The 19,918-nt window shown below is 35.6% G+C and carries 22 protein-coding genes and 1 pseudogene; 5 read left to right on the top strand and 18 right to left on the bottom strand.

The genetic code is table 11. From position 1 onward, the window contains the following. Window positions 1-78 precede the first annotated feature (78 nt). The 4 genes from RSTT_RS01415 to RSTT_RS01400 all read left to right on the top strand — a co-directional run bounded on the left by RSTT_RS01415 (window position 79) and on the right by RSTT_RS01400 (window position 2,545). On the top strand, window positions 79-558 hold the full coding sequence (locus RSTT_RS01415; protein WP_096525412.1) for an acetyl-CoA carboxylase biotin carboxyl carrier protein: 480 nt from the start codon (window positions 79-81) through the stop codon (window positions 556-558). A 75-nt stretch (window positions 559-633) separates the two neighbouring features. Further along, window positions 634-1,983, top strand: a complete 1,350-nt coding sequence (gene accC, locus RSTT_RS01410) for an acetyl-CoA carboxylase biotin carboxylase subunit (RefSeq protein WP_096525411.1) — start codon at window positions 634-636, stop codon at window positions 1,981-1,983. Between the two features lie 28 nt (window positions 1,984-2,011). After that, window positions 2,012-2,230, top strand: a complete 219-nt coding sequence (locus tag RSTT_RS01405) for a hypothetical protein (protein ID WP_096525410.1) — start codon at window positions 2,012-2,014, stop codon at window positions 2,228-2,230. A 123-nt stretch (window positions 2,231-2,353) separates the two neighbouring features. Then, a complete protein-coding gene (locus RSTT_RS01400; RefSeq protein ID WP_095558693.1) occupies window positions 2,354-2,545 on the top strand; it encodes a phosphoheptose isomerase family protein in 192 nt (63 codons plus the stop codon). A gap of 226 nt (window positions 2,546-2,771) precedes the next feature. Here the strand turns inward: RSTT_RS01400 and RSTT_RS01395 are convergent, their stop codons facing one another. The 7 genes from RSTT_RS01395 to RSTT_RS06745 form a co-directional block, all read right to left on the bottom strand. Further along, window positions 2,772-2,957 carry a hypothetical protein gene (locus tag RSTT_RS01395; protein WP_096525409.1) on the bottom strand — a complete coding sequence of 62 codons (186 nt, stop codon included), beginning with the start codon at window positions 2,955-2,957 and terminating at the stop codon, window positions 2,772-2,774. Window positions 2,958-3,099: 142 nt separating this feature from the next. Then, window positions 3,100-4,467 carry a DNA repair protein RadA gene (gene radA / locus RSTT_RS01390; RefSeq protein WP_096525408.1) on the bottom strand — a complete coding sequence of 456 codons (1,368 nt, stop codon included), beginning with the start codon at window positions 4,465-4,467 and terminating at the stop codon, window positions 3,100-3,102. Between the two features lie 68 nt (window positions 4,468-4,535). After that, window positions 4,536-4,676 carry a hypothetical protein gene (locus RSTT_RS06065; protein ID WP_172412809.1) on the bottom strand — a complete coding sequence of 47 codons (141 nt, stop codon included), beginning with the start codon at window positions 4,674-4,676 and terminating at the stop codon, window positions 4,536-4,538. A gap of 153 nt (window positions 4,677-4,829) precedes the next feature. Then, the gene (locus tag RSTT_RS07250; protein WP_501037340.1) at window positions 4,830-5,036 is read right to left on the bottom strand and encodes a hypothetical protein; all 207 of its coding nucleotides are present in this window, start codon (window positions 5,034-5,036) and stop codon (window positions 4,830-4,832) included. Between the two features lie 261 nt (window positions 5,037-5,297). Continuing rightward, window positions 5,298-5,828: an MlaD family protein gene (locus RSTT_RS01385; protein ID WP_096525407.1), complete on the bottom strand. Its 531-nt coding sequence runs from the start codon at window positions 5,826-5,828 to the stop codon at window positions 5,298-5,300. Beyond that, window positions 5,825-6,226, bottom strand: a complete 402-nt coding sequence (locus RSTT_RS06750; protein ID WP_149030002.1) for an ATP-binding cassette domain-containing protein — start codon at window positions 6,224-6,226, stop codon at window positions 5,825-5,827. The genes RSTT_RS01385 and RSTT_RS06750 overlap by 4 nt, the downstream gene beginning before the upstream one ends. 130 nt (window positions 6,227-6,356) lie before the next feature. Further along, on the bottom strand, window positions 6,357-6,572 hold the full coding sequence (locus RSTT_RS06745; protein ID WP_149030001.1) for an ATP-binding cassette domain-containing protein: 216 nt from the start codon (window positions 6,570-6,572) through the stop codon (window positions 6,357-6,359). Between the two features lie 82 nt (window positions 6,573-6,654). Here RSTT_RS06745 and RSTT_RS06055 point away from each other — a divergent pair, with 82 nt between their 5' ends. Further along, the gene (locus RSTT_RS06055; protein WP_125266977.1) at window positions 6,655-6,855 is read left to right on the top strand and encodes a hypothetical protein; all 201 of its coding nucleotides are present in this window, start codon (window positions 6,655-6,657) and stop codon (window positions 6,853-6,855) included. 88 nt (window positions 6,856-6,943) lie between these two features. Here RSTT_RS06055 and prmC read toward each other — a convergent pair whose 3' ends face one another. The 11 genes and pseudogenes from prmC to rsmH all read right to left on the bottom strand — a co-directional run bounded on the left by prmC (window position 6,944) and on the right by rsmH (window position 19,816). Then, on the bottom strand, window positions 6,944-7,810 hold the full coding sequence (gene prmC / locus RSTT_RS01375) for a peptide chain release factor N(5)-glutamine methyltransferase (RefSeq protein ID WP_096525406.1): 867 nt from the start codon (window positions 7,808-7,810) through the stop codon (window positions 6,944-6,946). Beyond that, on the bottom strand, window positions 7,811-8,881 hold the full coding sequence (gene prfA, locus RSTT_RS01370) for a peptide chain release factor 1 (protein WP_096526000.1): 1,071 nt from the start codon (window positions 8,879-8,881) through the stop codon (window positions 7,811-7,813). It abuts the gene before it with no gap. Window positions 8,882-9,060: 179 nt separating this feature from the next. Then, window positions 9,061-9,294, bottom strand: a pseudogene (gene rpmE / locus RSTT_RS01365) (50S ribosomal protein L31); the annotation flags it as partial. A 159-nt stretch (window positions 9,295-9,453) separates the two neighbouring features. Beyond that, window positions 9,454-10,779, bottom strand: a complete 1,326-nt coding sequence (murD, locus tag RSTT_RS01360) for a UDP-N-acetylmuramoyl-L-alanine--D-glutamate ligase (RefSeq protein WP_096525404.1) — start codon at window positions 10,777-10,779, stop codon at window positions 9,454-9,456. Window positions 10,780-10,786: 7 nt separating this feature from the next. Beyond that, window positions 10,787-11,872: a phospho-N-acetylmuramoyl-pentapeptide-transferase gene (gene mraY, locus RSTT_RS01355; protein WP_096525403.1), complete on the bottom strand. Its 1,086-nt coding sequence runs from the start codon at window positions 11,870-11,872 to the stop codon at window positions 10,787-10,789. Further along, window positions 11,872-13,272: a UDP-N-acetylmuramoyl-tripeptide--D-alanyl-D-alanine ligase gene (locus tag RSTT_RS01350; protein ID WP_096525402.1), complete on the bottom strand. Its 1,401-nt coding sequence runs from the start codon at window positions 13,270-13,272 to the stop codon at window positions 11,872-11,874. The genes mraY and RSTT_RS01350 overlap by 1 nt, the downstream gene beginning before the upstream one ends. Beyond that, a complete protein-coding gene (locus RSTT_RS01345; RefSeq protein WP_096525401.1) occupies window positions 13,272-14,801 on the bottom strand; it encodes a UDP-N-acetylmuramoyl-L-alanyl-D-glutamate--2,6-diaminopimelate ligase in 1,530 nt (509 codons plus the stop codon). Before RSTT_RS01345 ends, RSTT_RS01350 begins: the two co-directional genes overlap by 1 nt. Before the next feature lie 488 nt (window positions 14,802-15,289). Then, window positions 15,290-15,418, bottom strand: coding sequence for a hypothetical protein (locus RSTT_RS06740; protein WP_269457765.1), 129 nt, complete (start codon window positions 15,416-15,418; stop codon window positions 15,290-15,292). A gap of 253 nt (window positions 15,419-15,671) precedes the next feature. Further along, window positions 15,672-15,818, bottom strand: coding sequence for a hypothetical protein (locus RSTT_RS06050; RefSeq protein WP_158302771.1), 147 nt, complete (start codon window positions 15,816-15,818; stop codon window positions 15,672-15,674). Between the two features lie 1,084 nt (window positions 15,819-16,902). After that, window positions 16,903-18,645, bottom strand: a complete 1,743-nt coding sequence (locus tag RSTT_RS01335) for a peptidoglycan D,D-transpeptidase FtsI family protein (RefSeq protein WP_172412808.1) — start codon at window positions 18,643-18,645, stop codon at window positions 16,903-16,905. A gap of 295 nt (window positions 18,646-18,940) precedes the next feature. After that, window positions 18,941-19,816, bottom strand: coding sequence for a 16S rRNA (cytosine(1402)-N(4))-methyltransferase RsmH (gene rsmH / locus RSTT_RS01325; protein WP_015423188.1), 876 nt, complete (start codon window positions 19,814-19,816; stop codon window positions 18,941-18,943). Between the last annotated feature and the right edge of the window lie 102 nt (window positions 19,817-19,918).

The raw sequence follows: 19,918 nt of genomic DNA, 5'->3' as shown, positions 1-19,918 counted from the left end.
GGTTTAATATCATCGATATAAACAATAATGAATAAATAATTCCCCAATCTGGCGGGGAATTGAATTAATGAGGTCAAAATGAATTCGCAGGAAGTTAAAGAACTTTTAAAATCAATTAAAGATACGGATATTGAAGAAATCCAATATCAAAGCGGAGATAATTCTCTATATCTAAAAAAAACCGATGTAAAGGCTATAGCGCCTGACGCAAAAGAGGCTATCGAAACTGAAGTCAAAGTCAAAAATAAAAAAGAAGAAGATAAAAAGATAGTACTCACTGCTATCAAATCAACAATGGTCGGCACATTTGCCAGCGCCCAAAGCAATGACAAACCTCCGTTTGTCAGAGAGGGTGATAATATAGTTGTCGGACAAAAAATTGGACAAATTGAAGCTATGAAAATTATCAAAGACATCCTCTCTAATATCAAAGGCAGAATATCAAAAATTCTTGTATCAAACGGACAGTCCGTTGAATACGGGCAAGAATTGTTTCTGGTGGATACAAGTAAACAATGTGAAAGGAGCGAAAGAAAAGACAGAGTGAAGTTTGAGTGAAGTTTGGAGTTGAACAAAAGATACTCTGTGAAAACTCCATTCTCAACATTTCAAACAATCTTAACAGGAGATAAGATGTTTAAGAAAGTTTTGATTGCAAACAGAGGTGAAATAGCGTGCAGAGTTATAAGAGCCTGCAGAGAACTGGGTATTAAAACCATTGCTATTCATTCAGAAGTTGACAGAGAAAGTATGCATGTAAAATTTGCCGATCAATCTATATGCGTAGGAGATGCAAGCGCTTCTGAAAGTTATTTAAATATACCAAGCATTATAGCAGCCGCGGAAATTTCTGGCGCGGACGCAATCCATCCCGGGTACGGGTTTTTAGCTGAAAACACTTATTTTGCTGAAGTTTGCGAAGCTTGCAGATTGAATTTCATCGGACCTTCAAAAGAATCAATAGAACAAATGGGCAATAAAATTACAGCTATAAAACTTATGAAAAAGTCAGGTATTCCAGTAATTCCCGGTTCAGACGGTCCTGTCAATGTCGATGATCCTAAAATTTTTGATACAGCCAAAAAAATAGGATACCCCGTTATTATTAAAGCAACTGCAGGCGGCGGCGGAAAAGGCATGAGAATAGTCACTTCCAAAGAAAACCTAAAGAATTCTATCGTTATGGCACAGACAGAAGCCAAAGCCGCTTTCGGAAATCCTGAAATATATATGGAAAAATACATTGAAGAACCCCATCATATAGAGTTCCAGATACTCGGCGACAAATACGGGAAAACAGCTTATCTTCCGGAAAGAGACTGCTCCATACAGAGAAGACATCAGAAATTAATTGAAGAAAGTCCCTCTCCGTTAATAAGCGATACGTTGAGAAAGAAAATGGGCAGAGTCGCAAGAAATGCAGCGGAAGCCATAAAATATGTCACTGTAGGCACTGTAGAATTTCTCGTAGATAAAAAAGGCTATTTCTATTTTATAGAGATGAATACGAGAATTCAGGTAGAGCATCCCGTTACCGAATTGGTTACAGGAATAGATTTGGTAAAAGAACAGATAAAACTTGCTGCAGGCGAAAAACTTTTGATTGTTCCTGAAAAAATTAATATTTTAGGTCACGCCATAGAATGCAGAATAAATGCTGAAGATCCTGACAGAGACTTTATTCCTTCGCCGGGAACAATAGGCAAATTATTTTTGCCTGGAGGTCCCGGAATAAGACTGGACACGCACGTTTATTCGGGATATACAATACCTCCTTTTTATGACAGCCTGATTGCAAAAATTATTGCTTTAGGCGAGAGCAGGGATGAAGCTATTGCAAGAATGTCCAGAGCTTTGAGAGAAGTTGAAATAGAGGGCATTAAAAATACTTCAGCCCTTCATAGTAAAATCATGGCAAATGAAAAGTTCCGCAAAGGCAGCGTCAGCACAAACTTTCTGCCAAAATATATTTTGGGAAGATAATTTTGGTCATAAACTTAAAAAAAGAACAGTGGAAACCAAAAAATTTATTAAAAATCTTATCAATGAAAATGTTGAAGCAAAAAAGAAAATGCTTAAACCAAAGCATATCGAATGTATTTACAATGTTGCATATAAAATTGTTGAAATGTACAGAAATAAGAAAAAAACAATTATCTGCGGTAACGGAGGTTCTGCTTTAGACGCTTTGCGGAGATGGTCGACGGGTTTGAAAAATTGCTCTATCTGAAAACACATCGACAATAACCGCTATAGGAAACGATTTCGGATACGATTAATCTTTCAGTCGCCAGCTTGAAGCTTTTGGACAAAAAGGTGATGTCTTTATAGCGCGCCAAACATCATAAAAACTTTGAAATCGGCAAAAAAGTCAGGCATTTTTACAATAGGATTTACAAACCTCAACGGCGGGAAAATGAAAAATATATGCGATTTGTGTTATTGCGCTCCGTCAAAAATTCCTGCGAGAGCGCAAGAATGTCATATACTTCTAATACATATCATTGCAAAACTTGTCGAAGAAAAAATTTTCAATCAGACATAAAACTAAAATATCGGTTCATAAAAGATGACAAGATGAAAATGGGAATTGCGGAAGCCATTGAGTTGCAAAAATGTTCTATTTTATAAATCACCAACTACCAAATCGTTTGTCTGCAACGACATAAACGAAAATCTTATCGCTAAACTTTTTAGTTTGCGGGATTTTTTCAAATAATAACTTCATTGTTCTCGGTTTTAAGATATTAAATCTAAATTGTACGGGAATATCATTTCTCATTTAAATTTCCTCTACATTTAACCATTATCTTTTGTTCAGGGAATTGTCCTTTGGCAATGACTTGAGAATTTACAACCTTAAAAAACCTGCTCATAACTTCCAGCACATCGCTGCTGGCAAAAATATGAAAAATACCGTCTTGTTTTATCAAATCATCAACATATTTCCATTTCACAAACTATTTACTGTGGAGAATAACTTGTCTCTCTGTTTTTTTCTTGAGTATCCGCTATTGAGGTTTGATTGCAAATTAAAAACAAAAGCAAATTTTTTAATAAAATAATCTTTATCTTTGCGGAAAACGCTCATTTAAAGCTTCAATTTCTTAAAAATTTGACTGCGCTTCTTAGCGTTTCTGTTCCAAGCACGTCGATTTTACCTTTATATGACAAATTTTTTAAATTGCTTTTCGGTATTATTGCTTTTTTAAAGCCGAGCTTTTCCGCTTCGGAAAGTCTTTCCGCAGTAAAAGTTACGGAACGAACTTCACCGGCAAGACCGACCTCGCCGAAAACTATAATATCTTTAGGACATATAAAACCAGAATTGGCAGACATTATAGCACAAGCAACAGCTAAGTCTGCAGAGGTTTCTTTAATCTTTACGCCGCCTGCTATATTTATAAAAACGTCCTGCACTTCAAGCGGAAGATTCAGTCTTTTTTCCAAAACTGCTATAAGAATTGTAATACGGTTTGCGTCGTATCCGGAAACCATTCTGCGAGGTATGCCAAAAGTAGTTCTTGCAGTCAGAGCCTGAACTTCCAAAAGAATAGGTCTTGTACCCTCCATTGCCACAGTTACAGTATTTCCAGCAGCTTCCGCAGCACGCTCTCCCAAAAAAATAAGCGACGGATTTGAAACTTCAGAAAGTCCTGAAGAGTCCATCTCAAAAATTCCGATTTCACTTGTAGGTCCAAACCTATTTTTATATGCTCTTAAAATTCTGTACGTCTGTCGGCGTTCATTCTCAAAATACAGCACTGTGTCGACAATATGCTCCAAAACCCTAGGACCTGCCAAGTCGCCTTCTTTTGTAACATGTCCTAAAAGGAACACGGCAATACTTTTTGATTTTGCGACTCTTAAAAGCTCTGCCGCAGTTTCCCTCACCTGTCCCACTGTGCCGGGAGCGCTTGAAAGATCGGGGTGATAAGTTGTCTGAATTGAATCTATAACCAGAAACTTAGGATCTATTTTATTTACGGCGTCTATAATATTTTTAAGATTTGTTTCAGAAGCTAAAAAAATATTATCCTTTTTTACTTTAAGGCGTTCAGCGCGCGCTTTAACCTGAGAAAGGGATTCCTCGCCTGATATGTAAAGAACCGTCCCGCTATCGCTTAAAGAATCCGATATATGCAACATCAGCGTAGATTTTCCAATTCCGGGCGCTCCGCCTAAAAGTATTAAAGATCCCGGTACAATTCCTCCGCCTATCATATTGTCGAATTCTTTTATTGCAGTTTGGTATCTTGAAAAATCTTTGACTGAAATATCTTTTAATTTTAAAACTTCAGAGGAAAATCCGGTAAGCTGTCTTGAAAGAGAACCTGTTCTGGCAGGCAATGAAAACTTTTCTTCCGCAAAACTGTTCCACGCTCCGCAAGAAGGACATTTGCCAAGCCATTGGACAGATTCATAACCGCAGTGTTGACACAAAAACCTTGTTTTTCGTTTTTTCACTTGTTTAAATATCCTCTTGCAGTAAGTTCTTATACTGACTGACGAGAAGAGAGGATGATAGTGAACGCTTACCGCAAAGCAACGGCGGTAATACCTATAATTCTAAGCAGCGCCGTTAAACTTTTATCCATCGACCCTAAGGCATACACACGCGATACTTTATGCAAAACATCTTCAATCGCAACTCCGGCATAGAGCCCCCCTCCCATTCTGTTATTCCAAATCTTATGCCTGCATCAATTTCCAGACCGCGTTTATTTCTCTGGAAGTTATATGCCATTCAGATAAACTTTCAGCGTATAACGCATAACGAATATCCAAAACCTTCATCACTCCACCGTAAATTTCTGCTTTTGTTGATATTATGAATCCCCCAAAAGAGCGTTCACAGCATTTTTTTTGTCTTTATCAGCCGCAGAGCGGTTATAAACGCTGTTTGTAATTCCCAAATAGTAAAACTTATTGTTGTCCGGCACTATTCTAACGCCGATATTGTTTTTGTATTTCTCATCTCTAAAATTATATCCCCCGGTATAATCCCAGCAGCCGAACTGTAATCTGTCAACTATTCCGATTACATCATTGAGACTGCCGGCAGTCCTCTTTTGCAGACGTTATTGTTTCTTTTAAGTCTTTACACTTATCTGTTCATCATTTATAAGAGCTGCAACGGTCCGTTGCCGTCATATATGCGGGCAATTAATACGTTTACTTTATCTGAAATATTTCTGATAAATGATATTGTATCTCTTAAATCCTGCTTATTCTGCATAGAAATTTTTGCGACATCAATTGAGAATTTATTAAAAGTTGCTTAACATTGCCGCAATCTAATTGTTCTGCGCCGCCAGATTATCTAAAACTTGCTTAAGAGAACATAATGCTGCGGCAAGATTTTCTATCATATCACCTCTTTCCTTGTCGTCGTCCAACGCTTTAGCAATTTTATTAACGATATTATTGAAAGTATCTTCAATAAAGGGTCTCTGCACCGTCGATATATAATCACCTTTTTTCAATCTCGGAAAGCTTGCATCTCCCGGAATAATTTCAATGTATTTCATTCCAATAACTCCCATAGATGCAATGTGCGCGGAAGCATTTTGGTATAAAACAATGTTCTTCCTTATTAAAAGCTTTAATTTTGCTTTTGAATCGTCCAAAGAAATACCTCTTAAAACTCCTATTTCAACACCAGCTATTTTAACTTTGGCTTTCCGCGTGAGACCCGAAATATTGTCGAACTTTGCATAAACATGATAAGTTTTTGTCAGCGTAAACGCTCCGGTTGAAACAATTGAAACAACTATCGCAAAAAATCCTATAGCGGCAAAAATTCCAAGTTTGAGCTGATTGTTCATATTCTTTCCATTTCAAAAGTTCTATCATAAATTATCGGCCAGTGACTTGAACCTTCCACAAATTGCCTTATATATTCGTTTTTAGTATCTCTCGCCTCTTCCGGCGTACCGCTAAAAATAATTTTACCTTCATAGAGCATCATTATTCTATCTGCAATTTTATATGCCGATTTCATATCATGCGTTACGACAATCGAAGTAATCCGCAGATATTCTCTCAAACTTATTATTAAACCGCTTATTATGTCAACCCTTATCGGATCTAGTCCTGTAGTAGGCTCATCATATAAAATATGCTGCGGCTGATATGCAATAGCTCTTGCAAGTCCGACTCTCTTCTTCATTCCCCATGAAAGTTCAGGCGGCTTTAAGTGTTCAATATTCCCCAATTCCATCATTGTAAGACACTCTGCGCAACTCTCTGTTTTATTTCGCTTTCGCCAAGCGAAGTAAGAATCCTTAAACCGAATGCAACATTCTCAAAAATAGTAAGCGAATCAAAAAGAGCGGATTCTTGAAATACATAACCTATTTTTTCTGGATTTCGTGTAAATTGAAAGCAGAACATTTTGTTATGTCTATTCCGTCAATCTTTACCGAACCAGTATCGGGTTTCATAAGTTCGGCTATATTTTTTAATAAAATACTTTTTCCAGTTCCGGAAGAACCTATAGTAACCAAAGTCTCACCATCGCGGACTTCAAGATCTACTCCACAGTTTAACGCCAAACTGTTTATGAACATTTTCCATTTTTATCATTTACTTTTTTCTATAACTTTACCTATATTAAACGCAATGTCGCAAATTTAATCATACAGAATAATATTGAAACAAGATGACGTATTCCGTCCGATTGATATTCAAGCCTTAACTGACCCAAATGGTATCGCGGCAAATATATTTTTTCCGGATAGTCCGGCAACATCTAAGCAACTAAACCTTATTTCTCGTCAAGTCTTCTTTTATTACCTCAAAGGGGAGTGTGAAAGGCAATGTCTTTTGCCAAAGCCGTCTTTGTCGCGCTAAAATGCAATTATAATAATATTGTGAAAAAAATGAAAACCATTAAAGTCTAACAGACTAAATTCCACCTTTTCTAAATATTCTATTGATATTAATTCCCCATCAGGAAATTAGATTCTGCTTTTAACATTCTCGGCAATCCCGCATAATCTTTGACTATTTCAATATTTTTGTAACCGCAGGTTGAAAATATTTGTTTTATTTCACCAGCTTTATATGCATTTAATTCAATCAAAATAAATCCGTTATCCTTTAAATATCTGCCGGCTTTACCTGCTATTTTCTTATAAAAAAATAAGCCACTGTCATCAGCTGCTAAAGCAATCTCGGGCTCATACTTAAGTTCGGGTTCTAAAGCATCATACTCTTCATGCGAAACATAAGGCGGATTTGAAATAATAATATCAAAATTTTTACCGCTTATTCCGCTGAAAACATTGCTTTTAACAAAATTTATATCAAGAACATTATTGCTCCGCGCATTTTCTCTCGCAATCTCAAGAGCGCTGCCGCTTACATCCGAAGCCATAATATCTTTAAATTTACCGAGTTTTGCCAAACTGACAGCTATACAACCAGAACCCGTGCATAAATCCAGCACCGAATTCTTATTTTCTTTTTTTGCAATCTTTAATGCAGTTTCGACTAAAATTTCAGTTTCAGGCCTCGGTATTAAAACATCTTTATTCACCTTAAATTCAAGATCCATAAACCCGGCAAGCCCCATTATATAAGCCACCGGTTCTCTTTTAGAACGTCTTAAAATATATCTTTCATATTGCAATACTTGTATATCTGTGAGTTTTTGACTTCTCATAAGAGGAAGTTTTGAACGTTTAGTCTGTAAAACAAAACTTAAAAGAACTTCAACATCAGATTCAGGCTCAGAAAGCCCTTTTGATTCCAAAAATCTTTTGGCTCTTTTCAGCAAAGAATAAACATTTCCGTCGCCAAACATTTAAATATTGTTTTCTTTAAGTTTAGACTCTATATCGGCTTTAATAAGTTTATTGACAAGCTCTGATAAATTCCCATCCATAACCTCAGTGATATTATACACACTGTATCCTATTCTATGATCCGTAATTCTATTCTGTGGAAAATTATACGTTCTTATCTTTTCTGACCTGTCGCCGGAACCAATCTGCTGCTTTCTCTCACTTGAAAGCCGCATTTCATGTTCTAAGATTCTTTGTTCATAAATCTTTGCTCTCAAAACTTTAAACGCTTTCGCCCTGTTCTTTATCTGACTTCTCTCATCCTGACATGAAACGACAAGTCCTGTAGGCAAATGCGTGATTCTTATTGCTGAATCTGTTTTATTTATATGCTGCCCACCTGCTCCGGAGGCTCTATAAGTATCAATCCTCAAATCCTCCATTTTTATTTCAACATCTACTTCTTCCGCTTCGGGAAGAACCGCCACAGTCGCCGCCGACGTATGAACTCTTCCAGACGCTTCGGTTTCAGGAACTCGCTGGACCCTATGAGCGCCTCTTTCAAATTTAAAACAACGCCATACCTTGCCGCCGTTTATTTCAAATACAACTTCTTTATAACCGCCAAGTCCCGTAGGATTTGAACCTAAAATTTCGTATTTCCATCCGTTTCTCTCAGCAAACCTTGTATACATTCCATACAAATCGCCTACAAACAAAGCGGCTTCATTGCCGCCAGTTCCCGCGCGGATTTCTACAATAATATTTTTATCTTCATTTGGATCAGTCGGTATAAGCAAAACTTTTATTTCATTTTCCATCTGATTCCGTTTCTCAATAAGATTGTTATATTCGGCAAAAGCTATCTCTTTCATTTCAGCATCTTTCGACTTTTGTAACTCTTCGGCATCTTTTATTTCATTTAAGAGCTTTGAATATCGAATATACTTTTCGGCAAGAGGGCGAAGATAAAAGTGCTGTTTTGTAAGTTCTCTGTATTCTTCCTGATTTGAAATAACAGACAAATCGCTGAGTTTACTCTCAACTTCTTCAAATATACTATTTAACAATTTCAATTTTTCTAAAAACATAATTTTATCACCCATAAAAATATGACAAAATCTTTAAATACGCATAAAATGTTCTGTTGCAATATTATCTTTGAAAACTACTTACCCTTAGTTTCTTTTTTTTTCTTCGGGTCCATTTTTGCATTTTTAGGTGAAATAGTGAATATTTTCACCGAAGTTTTTCTCGATACCGGAACTTTCTTTTCAGTTTTCTTTTTTACTATAGTTTTTCCCATTGTTTTCGCAAAACGTTTCTGAAATTTTTCAACTCTACCCGCCGTATCTATAAGCTTCTGCCGGCCGGTAAAAAATGGATGACAGTTTGAACATATTTCCAGTTTTATTAAAGGCTTTATCGAGCGGGTTTTAAAAGTATAACCGCACACACATGAAACCGTGCTTTCTTCATATTTAGGATGTATTGCTTCTCTCATTTCCTGACTTCTCCTTTTACTCTGCCGTTACATACTTTATTATACTATCGCATAATTATTCAAAATTTTTACTTTTCAGCCAAACAACAAGACTACTATGATTCTATTGCAAAAACAGCTATAAAAAATGGCAAGTCACTGCGGAAAGTTGTCCATATCTCAGCTTATGGCACCACTCCCTAAACTTAAAACCATTTTTTTAAACACTTTACCCCTTTCTTCAAAGTTTTCAAACTGATCGAAAGAAGCACAAGCGGGAGAAAGCAAAGCTATATCAGCTCTGACAGCAGTTCTAAATATCTGTTTTACAGCATTTTCCATATTGCCGCAGTCAACAAAAGACGCTCCGTTTAAATCTTTTTTGATTTTATCAGAAGCTTCACCTATAAGAAAAATTAACTTAACTCTCTGCTTCACAAGTTCTTTTAAGGGAGTATAAGGAACGCCTTTATCGCGTCCGCCCATGATAATCAAAATATTTTTATCAAAAGATTCAAGGGCAACTCTAGTGGAATCAATATTTGTCGATTTTGAATCGTTGTAATAATCAACGCCATTTAAAGTTTTCACAAACTCTATTCTGTGTTCTACGCCTTTATACTTTGAAACAATTTTCTCTATAACCGCGGGTTTTACTCCCGCCGCATAAGATGCCGCTACTGCCGCCAAAATATTTTCTATATTGTGCGTCCCGACAATATTAATTTTAGGTTTTATTACGTAATGTTTTTCTTTAACGTTTATAACTATGCTTCCGCTGTCGTAAAATACTCCTTTTTTCAAAGGGGTTTTACTGAAAAAAATTACTGCCGCTTTAGTTTTTTCAAATATTTTTCGGCAAATTGTATCGTCATAATTTATCACCGTAAAATCCCCGTCCCTTTGGTTTATGAATATATTTTCTTTCGCCCTCAGGTACGCTTTCATCGTTTTGTGATATTCGAGATGGTCCGGAGTAATATTTAACAATACCGATATGGCAGGTCTGAAATCAGGAGTATCACCAAGCTGATAGCTTGAAAGTTCCATCGTAATAAATGTAGTTTCTGTAGTTTTCAAAGCTTTATCTGCCAAAGGGCAACCTATATTCCCCGACACTATTGAATCTTTATGCGCTGCTTTTATTATTTTTGAAATTAAATCAGTTACAGTAGTTTTACCGTTGGTGCCGCTAACAGCCATAATTTTTTTATATTTAGAATTCTCAAGAGAAAAAGCGAGTTCACTCATAATCTTAATCTTTTGTTTCCGAGCTTTTTTTAAAATCGGGATATTAGAATGAACTCCGGGACTTTTTATAATAACATCCGAATTCAGAACTTTATCTGAGTGCCCGCCAAATTCTTTTATGACTTTTTTATTCAAATTTTTTATTTTTTTTTCTTTGCTGTCGCTTGCAAAAACATTATATCCTAATTTTACGGCAAGATTTGCGGCGGCAACGCCGCTTTTGCCAAGACCCAAAATCCCTATATTTTTTTTCATATACTTTTCACCTCACTTTAAGCGATGCAAAAGAAAGTATTGCCAAAATCACGCCTGCTATCCAAAATCTTACCGTAACTTTCATTTCAGATAGTCCAAGCATTTCATAATGATGATGAAGCGGAGACATTTTAAATACTTTTTTACCTGTTCTTCTATAGTAAAATATCTGTATAAGGACTGAAAGTGCTTCAATAACAAAAACACCGCCTAAAAGAACCAAAACAAGTTCCTGCTTTATAAACAGAGACACCATACCAAGCACTCCACCTAGAAACAAACTGCCGGTATCACCCATAAAAATTTCCGCCGGATGTGAGTTATACCATAAAAAACCAAGACTCGATCCCACCACTGCAAACAAAAAAATTGATATTTCTCCAGCGCCGGAAACGTTAATAATCTTTAAATAATTTGCTATCTGGGAATGTCCGGCAAAATATGCAAACAAAGTAAGGCTAAAAGCTACAATAGTTATATTGCCTACGGCAAGTCCGTCAAGACCATCCGTTAAATTTACGGCATTTGAACTGCCTACAATTACAATAATCACAAATAACGCGTACAAAAAGGAAAAATTTATAAAAAAACCTTTAAGAAAAGGAACGTTTACTAACGTTGCAAATTCTGGGTTCGACGGGGAAAAATTTAAATATGCGGCGAGAACGGCGGCAAAAACCGTCTGACCAAAAATCTTACTTTTTGCCGAGAGTCCGTTTGAATCTCTTTTCTTAAGTTTCAAATAATCGTCGCAAAATCCCAAAAAACCAAGCCATAAAGTTCCTGTTAAAAGCCAGAGAATAAATCTGTTATCAAGTCTCGCCCATAAAAACGTCGATGCAACTACCGACAGCAGTATAAGCAAGCCACCCATAGTCGGAGTACCATTTTTGCTTAAATGCGTCTCAGGACCGTCTGTTCTCACTATTTGTTTTATTTTAAAATTTTCTAGCTTCTCGATAATACAAGGTCCGGCAACAAAACAAATCAAAAGACTTGTTAAAATGGCACCGCCAGCGCGGAAAGTTATGTATTGGAAAATATTAAACGGTGTAAATATACTACTTAAGCAGTAAAAGACATGATACAGCACTATTTATTTCTCTGCTCTAAAATATTATAAAACTCTGCGCAAATCTTTTCAAGTTTCATACCCCTTGATGCTTTAAATAAAAATACGCAATCGTCTTCGGCAGGAATCTGCTTAAGCTGAGTCAAAAGAGAATCAGAATTCCTTGAATGAAAAACATTTTTAGTATTTAAAGCTTCTTTTGTATAAAAACTCATTTCGCCCAAAAGATGAACGGAACTTACATCATGAGCATTGATAAACTTCCCAAGTTCAGAATGATAATCGGCTGATTTATCGCCGAGTTCAAGCATATCGCCCAACACAAGATTAATCTTTTTTCCGCTGTAAGACTGAAGTACTGCCTGTATTGCTTTCTTCATAGAAGATGGATTTGCATTATAAGCGTCATTTATCAAAACAACATCCGTTCCTGTTACTAGAGTTTCCATCCTCATTTTGGGCGGCATAAAATTTTCTATACCGCATTTTATTTCGTCAAGAGAAAATCCGAATCCGATTGCACAGGCGACTGCGGCTAAAGCGTTTGACACATTAAACCTGCCCTTTGCAGGCATTGCAATTTTCACCGAGGTTTCCTTATAAAAAATTTCAAAATCCATTTTATTAGAATATAACTTTATATTTTTTGCACAGACATCCGCAGCCACATCCAAAGCAAACGCAATAATTTTGCGACTGACATATTGAGGCGCTGTCATTAAAAACTCATCGTCATTATTTATAACAATAAATCCTGTTTCTTTTACATTATCAAACAAAACTTTTTTTTCTTCAAATACACCTTCCGGAGAAATAAAAGTTTCTAAATGCGAAAACCCTACATTTGTAATGATACCGGCATCCGGGTTTAAAATGTCAGACAATATTTTAATTTCACCGCGCAAAGATGTCCCCATTTCAAAAACAGCATACTCAATATCTGAAGTTAAATTAAATATTGAAAGAGGAATACCTATTCTATTATTAAAATTGCCCTTATTTGAAAGCGTCCGTCCTTTTCTATTAAAAATCGAAACCAGTATTTCTTTTGTAGTGGTCTTGCCGTTTGATCCCGTAATGCCAGCTATTTTTATACTTTTAAATTTCGCTCTATATGATTTTGCAAATTCTCCAAGAGAAATAAGCGTGTCATTAGTTTTAATTATTGAAACAGAATCCGGAAAAGATTTTACGAAATCAATTTTATCTTTTGAACATACTACGGCGGCTGCGCCTTTGTTAATCGCTTCTTTTATAAAATCATGTCCGTCATAGCGAGCACCCTGCATTGCAAAATATACTTCACCTTTTTTTATTGTTCTTGAATCTATCGAAACACCATTTGCGGAAAATCCGGGATTTCCCTTTACAAATTTTCCGCCGACAACACGCATTAAATCTTTAAGATAAAACGTTTCCACTAAAAGATAAACTCCCTCTGTCCCGTTTGTTTTGCCGCAATTTTTTGTTTCTTTTTTAAATCAATATACTTTTCAGCAATTTTAACATCATTGAAATGAACTTTTCCACCACTCGTAATCTGATAAGTCTCGTGCCCTTTTCCGGCAAGCAGAATAATATCGCCTTTATCTGCCATCATAATAACTTCTTTTATTGCCGCTTCTCTGTCAACTACAACTTTATAATTTTTTTTGCCCGCTCTCTTTATTCCGACTTCTATATCTAAAATTATCTGATACGGATCTTCTGTTCTCGGATTGTCAGATGTTACAAAAACAAAATCACTCATTTCAACAGCAATTTTCCCCATCAAGGGTCTCTTCGCTCTGTCTCTATCACCACCGCAACCAAAAACGATTATAATTCTTTTCGGATTTAGATCTTTCAAAGCTCGTAAAACACTTTCTAAAGCATCATCAGTATGCGCATAATCAACGACTATCTCAAATCCCAGTCCTATCGTATTAACTTTTTCAAGTCTGCCGGGCACCCGGCTGGAATTATTTAATCCTTCAACGGCATTCTCAAAAGAGATTTCGCTGCAAACGGCGGCAGCCAAAGCCGCTAAAGCATTGTAAACGTTGTGCACACCTATATGTTTTATTCTAATTCTTGCCCTTTTGTTACAAAAAACCAAGTTAAACACAGCTCCTTTATTTGTAACCTTAATATTGCTGGCTTTAAAGTCCGCCGCATTTTTTTCTATCGCGGAATAGAGTTTTATTTCAGCACTAATCCCCACTTTTAAAAGTTTTCTGCCGTATTCATCATCAACGTTAATTATAGCGCACTTTTTATTATTTTTTTTGCCCGCTCCAAGTTCTTTGAACAGTGCGGACTTAGCCTCAAAATATCTATCCATATTTTTATGAAAATCCAAATGCTCACGCGTTAAATTTGTAAAAACGGCTGTGTCAAACTCTATTCCGTAAACCCTGTCTAAACTTAAAGCGTGTGAAGACACTTCCATTACAAGATATTTAATACCGTTGTTTGAAATATCTCTCATAATTCTATAAATATCTAAAGACTGCGGCGTTGTATTGTTTGCTTCAATAACTTTACCTTTATATCTATAATTAACCGTGCCTATAACTCCACATTCGATGCCTGAATTTGCAAGTATACTTTCAATCATATAAGTAACCGTCGTTTTGCCGTTTGTGCCGGTTATACCCATAATATTTAATTCTCTATCTGGATAATTATAAAACTTAGCACCAAAAAGTGACATAAAACGAAAAATATCTTTAATGACAACTTGAGCCACGTCATTAGTATCGTATTTTGAATCAGTAATAATCACGGAAGCTCCATTTGCTATTGCTTCGGCAATATACTTTCTGCCATCGGTATTATGACCAGGAAGCGAAAAAAAGGCATAATCTTTTTCTATTTTTCTCGAATCATACGACACTCCTGACACTTCGGTATCCTCATCGCCTATAACAAACGCACTTTCATCAGACAAAAGTTCTCTTAATTTCATTACTTAATCTCTTCAAATTAAATAAACTACCAATTAAAAACCGTAATTCGACCTACTGCCCTTACTGTTTCTATTTCTAGTGTTGTTCGTTTCCTATATAGCAAATTTGCCAGTGATGTTGTCTACGCTTTTTTGTCCATCTTTGCTTTTATCAAGAGGAATATTTAGTATCAAACGTCCAGTATCTCTCGTCCAATAGTAACAATTGTTAATCATTCTTTGGTAAATATTAAATCCCCACAACTTAAAACATCATTATTTGAATTATATTCAATCCCAATATCATATTAGATGTAATAATTAAATCACAAAATTCCTTTTTAAAATTAGATATACTAAGAACACTTCCTTTAAAAGACAAGCATTATTAAATGTAAAAAATGGCTCTAATTCTTTTTGTTTCTTCATCGTTTTTTCTATTTCATATATAAGCTAACTACTTCTATTTTCTGCGAACCGCAAGCAGGTTTTACTATGACAAAATGTTTTTATTTTACTGCCGCATTGTTCATTTTACCTATACAAAAAAGGAAAAACCTTTCAGATACTGTCATCAGGCAAATTACAAGCCCAACAGGTACAACAATAATAAGACTAATTATGTCAAAAAAGCCCATTTTACTTCTCCTTTTAATAAACTTATGAACCTACTTATTAATAATATTAATTTTTCAATATTTTAAATTATGCTTGGTTGCCAACACTCATTATACCGTTTTGTTAAAATATTATCATCAAACCACTTAATTTTTCACATCACTTTAACTAACTCACGATGCATTCCTGACAACAAGTTAAGAGGTGTCAGTTTCGGTTTTATTTCTGTTTCCTTTATCTTATAATACACCCCCTCTTGCTCGCAAGTCTTTTTCAAGATAGTCCTCTTAACATTGCCGATGTTGTGACTTTGTTTTTCTTTACTTCGCTTTTTAAATTTTTAAGATTTACCGGGTTAATATAAACTCCCATAATAACTCTATTCTTACTCAATACTGGACGTCCTTTTTTCAGTTTCATTACTACTCTCTTAAATCCTCATTTATAATTTTCAATAAACATACAATATTTTTTAAACAACCAACTATTCCCAAAAAACAAACCTATAAATTTTACGTTCATTTCGTTTCTTTCTTTTTCACAAATAAAACATATATCGCTCCTACACACACTGCTCTAGACGTTATTCCTATTATTACCTCCTCATCCCCCCCCAGTCCCACTTGCAAGCAAATATTGTCTGTTCAATACTTACTTCCAAGTGCTTGCAAACTTGTCTAAATTGTGTGCATATATCTTTTCTTTGTGCTTGAATGCCTTACCCTCTTGCAACGTCGAGCCATTCATAAGACTTAATGTTATAGTTGTGCGTCGTCTCAATCGCTCGTCGCTATTAAATCCTGCGTCTATTATTCTTTCTTTGATAATTCTACTTATGCTTCCAGGTCATTTTGCTTTCGGTGTTGTGGGTTAAATGACTTACAAATAATGGACTGGCAAAGATCTTATATACATTCCTCACCGTTAAATATTCTCTTATTGCTTCAGCTGTTTTTACGGTAATCTTAATATAATCATTCTTTTTAGCTTTATCTTTTCCTTGTATATACATAATACTTCAGAATTTCCAATTATTCTTATGCCTACAACGTCTGTACGACTTATTTCTATCGTACATAATCCGCCCGTTAATGCAAGCAACATTAATGCATAATTTCTTTTTCCGTCATCGCATTGAGGTCTATCTTGTTTAAGATTATCTGTATATATTCAGTTGCCAAATAATCCTTTTTATGTCCCTTATCTTGTTTCGAAGCTTTAACATAGTCAGCAACATTAGCATATTTTCCCTTATCTGATAAACAGTTTTACTGAAATTAAGATAACCGCAATCGTCGACGGATTATGACCTCTTGCTACCATATCCCTTTTATATTCCAATATATCAGCTCTTTGCGATGCGGCAATATTATTGTTTTCTTAACCAATATATAAAATTTATAGTAGAAAAGTAAGGATATCTCTAGAATTCTTACTTTGAAAGCACGTTCTATTCAGAAAAACAGCAACCAGACACGCAGGCAAACAGACTGCCCGTTCATATCTAAAATGACGACTCATTCTTATCATCTTTTTTAATGCCCAAATACTCCGCCACTCTTTTGGCAATGTTTGCAAAAACAGGAGATGCAACCGAAGCCGCATAATAACTGCTACCTTTAGGTTCGTCAATAATAACAAGTATGACAATTTCTGGTTCCATAGCAGGCACCATACCGCAAAATGAAACAGTATAATATTTTGCAGAATAAGTTTTTAATACAGGATCAACTTTCTGCGCCGTACCGGTTTTTCCGCCTACGGTATACCCCGAAATTTTTGCGCTTCTGCCGGTTCCGAACTCCACGACACTTTTTAAAAGTTTTTTTACCCTGCGGGCAGTCTCAATGGAAACAACTCTTCTTATTTCTTTTGGTTCAAAAACACCCTCTGCCATTCCGTTACCAGTCTTTTCCTTAGTCCCCATCGCATGCATAGCTATCGCACTTTCAGTCGATGCCGCTTTAGTATCAGCATCAGCTTTTCCTATATTTTCTATTACAAGCGGTTTCATTAACACTCCGTCATTTGCAATCGCAGAAAAAGCGTTTATCATCTGAAGCCCCGTAACTCCTATGCCCTGTCCAAAAGAAATCGCAGGTAAAGATAAAGCATTCCAGTTTTTAACATCTTTTAAAAGACCTCTTGCCTCTCCCGGCAAATCAACGCCAGTTAAAGAGTAAAAACCGAATTTTCTTATGTATCCGTAAAAGTTTCCGCTTCCAAGTTTTTGCGCAATTTTTATCATACCTATATTTGATGATTGTTCCATAATTCCACTTAAAGATGCGTTGCCTTTAATTTTGTGGTCATCTTTTATAGTATGTCCAGCAATTTTATATTTTCCGTCTTCCAAATAAAAACTATCCGTAAATTTTACTTTCCCCAGCTCTAAAGCCGCAGCAACGGCAACAATTTTAAAAGTCGATCCTGGCTCATAAATATCGCTTATGGCTGAATTTCTTAAAATTCCTAAATCTTTAATTTTATCTGAAGAATTAAAATCAGGCAGAGAAACCATTGCAAGAATTTTTCCGGTTTTAGGATTTTGAATTATGCATATCGCCTTTTTTGCTTTATACTTCTCAAAAGCTCTCCGAAGTTCCTGTTCAGCTATAAACTGCAGGGTCCTGTCTATATTGAGTTTAACATTTCGTCCGCATATTCTTGTTTTATCGATAAATTCATCCTGTATTATGCACCCACGCCCATCTCTTATCGCTCTAGTCATAATATTGTCTCCAGACAAAGACTCATTGCAGGTTTTCTCGATACCTTCAAGCCCATTTCCATCAGATCCTATTATTCCAAGAATGTGTGCAAGAAGTCTGCCCTCCGGATACTGCCTTAAATATCTGCTTTCAAATCCAATACCTTTTAATTTCTCATTTTTAATTCTATCAACAGCATCGGCATCAATATTAAAAACTACGGGAACATAAGACGTTTTCCTGAATTCATTTAAACTTTTTTCTTTGACTTTTATTCCGTTTTCGGACAAAATACTTTTCACCTTATCAAAATCTTCTATTATTTTCGGATCAAGAAAAACAGTATATTTTTCTATGCTTGAAGCAAGAATTTTTCCTCTTGAATCCAAAATATCTCCTCGTTTTGAGATTTTAATATTTTTACGACTTACCATCCTTTTAACTGCTTCGTTTATTTTACCGTGCAAAAAAATCTGCACATATACAAGCTTTGCAAATAAAAGAAAAAAGACTGCTAGTATTATCAATACCAACACAGTCTTTCTGCTAATTCGTTTTTTGTTTCTTCTCACCATCTCAGGAAAACCCTAATCAATGTAAACTATGGAATTTTCATTTGGAATGGAAAGATTTTTTTCTTCGGCAATTTTATGCATTTTATCAAGAGCAAGTATTGAATTAATTCTCATCTGCAAAGACCTATTTTCCGAACTGATTTTATCATATTCCGTTTGTAAGTTACTTAATTTATAGGCAAATCTAGTAGAAGTATTCTGCTGCCAAAGGAAAATAAAGACACTTAAAATCATCAATATAAATGCTAAAAACGATTTATACACTTGTTTTCTCTGCCGCTCTTATCCTTGCACTTCTGCTTCCGGGATTGATTTTTACCTCTTCCTTTAAAGCCGTAACAACCTTTTTCGTAAGTATTTTATATATTCCGCACTCGGAATTCCGCTTAAAGTTCTGTTTTACAATTCTGTCTTCCAAAGAATGGAAGCTTATTATCACCGTTCTGCCGCCGGCGTTCAACAATTCCGGAGCATCGGATAATAAAACTGCCAGATTTTCAAGTTCGCTGTTTACAAAAATTCTCAAAGCCTGAAAAACTTTTGTTGCAGGATTTATTCTACCTTCCGGTCTTTTCACAGAACATATTACAGTCTGCAGTTCTGACGCTGTGTTTATTATACCTCTTTTTCTGCGCAAAAGAATTGCGGAGGCAATTTGCCTTGACTTGCGCTCTTCGCCGTACTTATAAAAAATATCAGCTAGATCTTCATACGAATACGAATTAACAACTTCCTTTGCCTCAAAACCATTTCTTTTATCCATTCTCATATCAAGAGTGCCAGAATTAAACGAAAATCCCCTGTCTAAATCGCCAAACTGCTTTGAAGAAACGCCAATATCGGCTAAAATGCCATCAACTTTACTTATGTTTAAAGCGGACAAAGCTTTTTTTACATTTTTAAAATTGTCTCTTATAAAAGTTACTCTTCCGCTAAACTCTTTTTCTCTTTCAATAAACCTTTTTGAAGAGTCTTCATCCCAGTCAAAAGCAACTATTTTAATGTCTTTGAATTTATCAAGCAAATACAAAGCATGTCCACCACCACCGAAGGTACAATCAACATATAAACCGCCGGGTTTACCAATTAAATACCGCGATGTTTCTAAAGGCATTACAGGAATATGGAACATTAAGAGTATATCCGTTCACTTAAAATCCAACATTTTACTACTGACAGAAGATATCACAAAAACGTAAAACGTCATTATCAGGCAACACACACCACCGCTGTC

This window comes from Candidatus Endomicrobiellum trichonymphae, assembly GCF_002355835.1.
In the GTDB taxonomy this organism is placed as follows: domain Bacteria; phylum Elusimicrobiota; class Endomicrobiia; order Endomicrobiales; family Endomicrobiaceae; genus Endomicrobiellum; species Endomicrobiellum trichonymphae.
This window is presented reverse-complemented; position numbering and strand designations above follow the sequence as displayed.